Here is a 6971-nt window from a genome sequence, read left to right as displayed (position 1 = left end):
AACCCCGCGGTCATCGCGTTCCTGCGCGAGTACGAGGACGACCTGGTGCTGTGCGTGCACAACTTCTCGCGCTTCGCCCAGCCCACCGAACTGGACCTGAGCGCCTTCCGCGGCAGGCACCCGGTCGAGCTGTTCGGCGGGGTGCGGTTCCCGGCCATCGGCGAGCTGCCGTACCTGCTGACCCTGGCGGGGCACGGCTTCTACTGGTTCCGGCTCCGTACGGACGCCGCCACCGCGTAGCACCCCCGGTGGGGCGGTTTCCGCCGCCCCACCTGTGGGCACGCGTCAGTCACACCCGACCAGCGATTGGACGCGACGCCATGTCGGAAGCCATGTCGCAAGCCGTCACACGCTCAGTCACCACCGGCCCCGTCACCAGCGGCTCCCTCACAAGCGGCTCCGTCACCACCGGCGGCCACGGTCTCCTCGCGTCACTGGACCCGCTGCTGCGCGAGTGGCTGCCCCGGCAACGCTGGTTCGCGGGCAAGGGGCGCCCGGTCACGGGATTCTCGCTGGTCGCGGCCACGGAGCTGCTTCCCGTCGAAGGGAAGCTGGGGCTGTACCACCTGCTGGTCCGCGCCCACCAGCCGCTCGCGGCCGTGCAGGGACACGTCCCGCACCCCGGCGACTGCTACCAGCTGCTCATAGGCGTGCGCGAGGCGCTGCCCCCGAGGCTGGCGCCCGCGCTGATCGGCCACGTCCACGAGGGCCCGCTCGCCGGCCGCACGGTGTACGAGGCCCTGTACGACCCCCGGCCCGCCGAGGTGATCCTGGAGGCGCTGCGCACCCGGGCCCGTATCGGCGGCCTGCGCTTCGAGCGGCGCGACGAGATACGTCCCGACCTGGTGCCCCGCCTGGTGACCGCCGAGCAGTCCAACTCGTCCGTCGTCTATGGCGATACGTTCATTCTCAAACTGCTGCGCCGGGTACTGCCCGGCGTCAACCCCGACCTGGAGCTGCCGCTCGCCCTGGCCCGTGAGGGCTGCCCGAGGGTCCCCCCGCCGACCGCGTGGATGACGGCGGAGGCCACCGTCGAGACGGGCACCGACGAGCCGTACGTCCTGGGCGTGCTCCAGCCGTTCGTACAGGGCGCCTCGGACGGCTGGGAGCTGGCGCTGCGGGAGCTGGCCAAGGGCGAGGACTTCAGCGCCGAGGCGCGCGCGCTGGGCCGCGCCACGGCCGAGGTGCACACCGCGCTCGCCCGGGCACTGCCCACCGTGACCCTGGGCCACCTCCAGCTCCAGTCGCTCGTCGACGGCATGACCGAGCGCCTGGAGGCGGCGGCGCAGGCGGTGCCCGCGCTCCAGCCGTACGCCCCCGCCCTGCATTCCGCCTTCGAGGCGCTGGCCGACCTGGCCGCCGAGGGCGAGACCTGGACGGCCCAGCGCATTCACGGCGACCTCCACCTCGGGCAGTGCCTGCGCTCGCCCGCCGGTCAGTGGTCGCTGATCGACTTCGAGGGCGAGCCGGCGAAGCCGCTGGCCGAGCGGCGGATGGCCCAGCCCGTGGAGCGGGACGTCGCCGGCATGCTGCGTTCCTTCGACTACGCCGCGCACTCGGCGGGCGGCCCGCCCGCACCGGAGTGGGCCGAGGCCTGCCGGGCCGCCTACTGCACCGGATACGCGGAGGTCAGCGGGCGCGACCCGCGCACCGACCCGGTTCTGCTGCGGGCCTACGAGACGGACAAGGCGATCTACGAAGTCCTCTACGAGGCCCGGCACCGCCCCGACTGGCTGCCCGTGCCGCTCTCCGCGGTGCGCCGCCTGGCCGGCTCCGCCCCGGTGTGATCCCTCTGTCATCACGCACCGACCCGACCTGTCCTGTCCTGCGCCGAGGAGGCTCCACCCGTGACTGACCGCCCCCCGTCCAGCGGTTCGGACCCGAAGCAGACGGCCGGGGCCGCCGGCGCCGAGCAGCCGGCGGTCGCGAAGAAGGCCACCCCGAAGAAGGCCGCCGCGAAGAAGACGACGGCGAAGAAGACGACCGCCATGAAGGCACCGGCCAAGAAGACGGCCGCCAAGAAGACCGACGCGGCGACAGCGATGGCGACGGCGAAGAAGACCGCTGTGCAGAAGACCGCCGCGCAGAAGACCGCTGTGCAGAAGGCGGCAGCCAAGAAGACGACGGCCAAGAAGACGACGGCCAAGAAGACGGCCGCCGGGGAAGCACCAGCCACCAAGGCCCCGGCGAAGAAGGCACCCGCGAAGAAGGCCCCTGCGAAGAAGGCCGCCGCCAAGAAAACCCCGGCCAAGAAGGCCGCCGCGAAGATGTCCCCCGCCGAGGCGGTCCCCTCCGACGCCGTGCCGGCCGTGGTGACGGAGGCGGCCGGACAGGCGGCGTCGGCGGGCATGGCCGTCTCCTCCGCCGTCGGGGTACTCGACCGCGAGCGGCTGCTCAGCGGCACGCACCACGACCCGCACTCGGTGCTCGGCGCGCACCCCGTGCCCGGCGGGGTCGCCGTGCGCGCCTTCAGGCCGAACGCGCTGGGGGTGGCCGTGATCGCCGGTGACCTCCAGGTCGAGCTGAGGCACGACGGGGAAGGGTTCTTCTCGGGCGTGCTGCCGCTGCGGGACGTACCGGAGTACCGGCTCGAGGTGGCGTACCCCGGGACCGTGCAGCAGACCGAGGACGCCTACCGGTTCCTGCCCACGCTCGGCGAACTGGACCTGCATCTGATCGGTGAGGGGCGGCACGAGCAGCTGTGGCAGGCGCTCGGCGCGCATCCGATGACCCACCAGGGCGTGGCCGGCACCCGGTTCGCGGTGTGGGCGCCCGACGCGCGGGGTGTGCGGGTGGCCGGCGACTTCGACTTCTGGGACGGCACCGCGTTCCCGATGCGCTCGCTCGGCTCCACCGGGGTGTGGGAGCTGTTCGTGCCCGGGATCGGCGAGGGCGAGCTGTACAAGTTCGAGATCACCCGGCCGGACGGCTCCAGGACGCTGCGCGCCGACCCGCTGGCCCGCCGCACCGAGGTGCCGCCCGCCACCTCGTCCGTCGTGCACGCCTCGCACCACGAGTGGGCCGACGGGGAGTGGATCCTCCGGCGTGCGCAGCGCCCCGCGCACGAGGCGCCGTTCTCCGTGTACGAGGTCCATCTGCCCTCCTGGCGCCCCGGGCTGACGTACCGTGAACTGGCCGAGCAACTGCCCGCCTACGTCAAGGACCTGGGCTTCACCCACGTCGAACTGATGCCGGTCGCCGAGCACCCCTTCGGCGGCTCCTGGGGATACCAGGTCACCGGCTTCTACGCGCCGACCGCGCGCCTGGGCACCCCGGACGACTTCAAGTACCTGGTGGACCGCCTGCACCAGGCGGGCATCGGGGTCCTGATGGACTGGGTGCCGGCGCACTTCCCGCGCGACGAGTGGGCGCTGGCCGAGTTCGACGGGCGCCCGCTGTACGAGCACTCCGATCCGCTGCGGGCCGCGCACCCCGACTGGGGCACCCTCGAGTTCGACTTCGGCCGGCGCGAGGTGCGCAACTTCCTCGTCGCGAACGCCCTGTACTGGTGCGAGGAGTACCACATCGACGGGCTGCGCGTGGACGCGGTGGCCTCCATGCTCTACCTGGACTACTCGCGCGAGCCGGGCCAGTGGACGCCGAACCAGTACGGCGGCCGGGAGAACCTGGACGCGGTGGCGTTCCTCCAGGAGATGAACGCGACCCTGTACCGCAGGGTGCCGGGCGTGGTGACCGTGGCCGAGGAGTCGACGGCCTGGGACGGCGTCACCCGGGCCACCCACCACCGGGGCCCGAGCGGCTTCGGCGGCCTGGGTTTCGGGCTGAAGTGGAACATGGGCTGGATGCACGACTCGTTGCAGTACATGAGCCACGAGCCGATCCACCGCAAGTACCACCACGACGAGATGACGTTCTCGATGGTGTACGCCTACAGCGAGAACTACGTGCTGCCGATCTCCCACGACGAGGTGGTGCACGGCAAGGGCTCACTGGTGTCCAAGATGCCCGGCGACTGGTGGCAGCAGCGCGCCAACCTGCGCGCCTACCTCGGCTTCATGTGGTCCCACCCGGGCAAGCAGCTGCTCTTCATGGGCCAGGAGTTCGCCCAGGGCAGCGAGTGGTCCGAGGAGCGCGGCCCCGACTGGTGGCTGCTGGACCCGTCGTACGGGGCGGCGGCCGACCACCGGGGCGTGCTGGACCTGGTCCGCGACCTGAACACCGCCTACCGGGCGACGCCCGCCCTGTGGGCGCGGGACGTCCACCCCGACGGCTTCCAGTGGATCGTCGGGGACGCGGCGGACGACAACGTGTTCGCGTTCCTGCGCCACGACGCCGAGGGCGCCCCGCTGCTGGCGGTGTCCAACTTCTCCCCGGCCGTCCGCCACGACTACCGCCTCGGCGTCCCCGACGACGTTCCCGCCTGGCTGGAACTGGTCAACACGGACGCGGCCCGCTACGGCGGCAGCGACGTCGTCCACCCCGATCCGATCAAACCGGAACCCCAGGGGTGGCACGGCCGGCCGGCGAGCATCCGGCTGACCCTGCCGCCCCTGGCGACGGTGTGGCTGCGCCCGGCATGAGCGTCCCGCGCCCGGCATGAGCGTCCCGGGGGCTCCCCGGAGCCCCCGGAGCCCCCGGAGCCCCCCGGAGCCACGACGGCCGGCGCTACTCGCTGAACGCGGCGGCCAGGGCAGGGGGCAGCGCCCCCGTGTGCACCACACCCAGCCGCTGCGTGGCCCGCGTCAGGGCCACGTAGAGATCGCTCGTGCCGTAACGGCCCGGCTCGACGACCAGGACGGAGTCGAACTCCAGACCCTTCGCCTGGCGCGGGTCGAGGAGGACGACCGTGTGCGTCAGGTCGGGTTCGGCGCCGGCCGTGACCCCGTCCAGCCGGGCGGCCAGCGCGCGGTGCAGCTCGCGCGGTGCGATCACGGCGAGCCGGCCCTCGTCCGGGGTGAGTTCGGCGACCGCCTTCTCCACCGCGCCGGGCAGGTCGTCGGTGGCACGGGCCCAGGGCCTCACGCCCGTGGCGCGCACCGAGCTCGGCGGCCGGAAACCAGGGTTCTCCGCACGGACCACGGCGGCCGCCACGTCCATGATCTCGGCCGGGGTGCGGTAGTTGACGCCGAGGCGGGTGTGCTCCCAGCGGTCCTCGACGTACGGCTGGAGGATGCCCTCCCAGGAGCCGACGCCGGCCGCCTCCGCGGTCTGCGCCGGGTCGCCCACCAGGGTCATCGAGCGGGTGGGGCAGCGCCGCATCAGCAGCCGCCACGCCATCGGCGACAGCTCCTGCGCCTCGTCGACGATGATGTGCCCGAACGCCCAGGTGCGGTCGGCCGCCGCGCGCTCGGCGGCGCTGCGGTGGTCGGCCTCCTCCTGCCGCTCGGCGAACCGCTCGGCGTCGATGATGTCGTGCGCGGACAGCACCTCCGACGCGTCCGGGTCACCATCCTCCTTGTCCTCGAACTCGTAGGTCCGCGAGGCGTACGACACGTCCAGGACGCCCTGCGCGTACGCCACCTGCGTCTCGCGCTCCCGCTCGGCGCGGGCCCTGGCCACCCGGTCGTCCTCGCCCAGCAGCTCGGCGGCCTCGTCCAGAAGAGGGACGTCCGCCACGGTCCAGGCCCGGGTCACCGGCCGGCGGACGGCGTCCGCGTCCTCCTCCGACAGATACCCGTCCGGGTCCGCGAGGAGGTCCGCGACCAGCCGCTGCGGGGTCAGCCGCGGCCACAGCTGGTCGATGGCCGCCCAGACCTCGGGGTTCTCGGCGAGCTCGTCGCGGATCTGGGTGATGTCGGAGGCGTCGAGAAGGCTGGAGCCGTCATAGGGATCGGTGCCGACCCGCTCCGCGTACAGCTCGGTCAGCGTGTTCAGGATGTGGCCCTCGAAGTGCTCGCGGGCCACGTTGTGCGGCAGCTTCGCGGCGCGGGTGCGCTCGCGGGCCACACCCACCAGGCCTTCGTCGAGCATGAGCACCTCGCGCTCGTGCTCGACGGCGATCACCGGGTCGGGCAGCGCCTGCCGGTCGCGTACGGCGGCGGCGAGCACGTCGGCCATGCCGGCGCGGCCCTTGACGGCCGCGGCCGCGGGCGTGTCGGTGGCCTTGGCCCGCACGCCGGGGAACAGTTCACCCACGGTCGCCAGCAGCACACCGGTCTCGCCGAGCGAGGGCAGCACCTCGCCGATGTAGCCGAGGAAGGCGGGGTTGGGGCCGACGATCAACACGGCGCGCCGGGCGAGCAGCTCGCGGTGCTCGTAGAGCAGATAGGCGGCCCGGTGCAGCGCGACCGCGGTCTTTCCCGTGCCCGGGCCGCCCTCCACCACGAGCACTCCGCGGTGCGGGGCGCGGATGAGGCGGTCCTGGTCGGCCTGGATGGTCCGCACGATGTCGCTCATCCGGCCGGTGCGCGCGGAGTCGAGCGCGGCCAGCAGCACCGCGTCACCCGTCGGGTCCTCGTGACCGGTGCGGGTGGCGTCGCCGAGGTCGAGGATCTCGTCGTGCAGGGAGGTGACCCGGCGGCCCTCGGTCGAGATGTGCCGGCGCCGGCGCAGCCCCATCGGCGTGTGGCCGGTGGCCAGGTAGAAGGGCCGGGCGACGTCGGCCCGCCAGTCGATCAGGATCGGCGTGCGCTCGGCGTCGTCGGCGCGCAGTCCGATGCGGCCGATGTGATGGCTGACTCCGTCGGTGAGGTCGATCCGGCCGAAGCAGAGCGAGCCGTCCACGGCGTTCAGCGCGGCGAGCAGCCCCGAGCGCTCGGCGACGAGGATGTCCCGCTCCAGCCTGGCCTGCATGGGCTTGTCGCCCTGTGCGAGCGCGTCCGTGACGGAGGCCTCGGTGTCGCCGCGCAGGGCGTCCACGCGCACGTACAGTCCGTCGATGAATTCCTGCTCCTGCCGCAATTCACCGTCGTGAAATTCGGTGTTTGACAATTCCGCTCCCGGCCGGATATACTGTGCTCACAACGCTTCTCGGTGACTCGATTTCTCGGAAGTCATGAATCACCGAATAT

General features: G+C 72.6%; 4 protein-coding genes. 3 read left to right on the top strand and 1 reads right to left on the bottom strand.

The features are described 5' to 3' along the window. From ABZ484_RS12795 to glgB, 3 genes are all read left to right on the top strand, one after another. On the top strand, positions 1-240 hold a 240-nt coding region (locus tag ABZ484_RS12795), incomplete at its 5' end, for an alpha-glucosidase C-terminal domain-containing protein (RefSeq protein ID WP_358865905.1). A 92-nt stretch (positions 241-332) separates the two neighbouring features. Continuing rightward, on the top strand, positions 333-1787 hold the full coding sequence (locus tag ABZ484_RS12790; protein WP_358865904.1) for a maltokinase: 1455 nt from the start codon (positions 333-335) through the stop codon (positions 1785-1787). A gap of 60 nt (positions 1788-1847) precedes the next feature. Next, positions 1848-4541 (top strand): 1,4-alpha-glucan branching enzyme, encoded by a 2694-nt coding sequence (glgB, locus tag ABZ484_RS12785; protein ID WP_358865903.1) that lies wholly within the window; start codon positions 1848-1850, stop codon positions 4539-4541. A gap of 85 nt (positions 4542-4626) precedes the next feature. Here the strand turns inward: glgB and ABZ484_RS12780 are convergent, their stop codons facing one another. Further along, on the bottom strand, positions 4627-6861 hold the full coding sequence (locus ABZ484_RS12780; RefSeq protein WP_358865908.1) for an ATP-dependent DNA helicase: 2235 nt from the start codon (positions 6859-6861) through the stop codon (positions 4627-4629). Positions 6862-6971 lie beyond the last annotated feature (110 nt).

Origin of the sequence: Streptomyces sp. NPDC006393 (assembly GCF_040628575.1) — a bacterium.
Lineage (GTDB): Bacteria > Actinomycetota > Actinomycetes > Streptomycetales > Streptomycetaceae > Streptomyces.
Note: the sequence above shows the minus strand (reverse complement) of the source record. Positions and strands in the feature narration are given on the sequence as shown.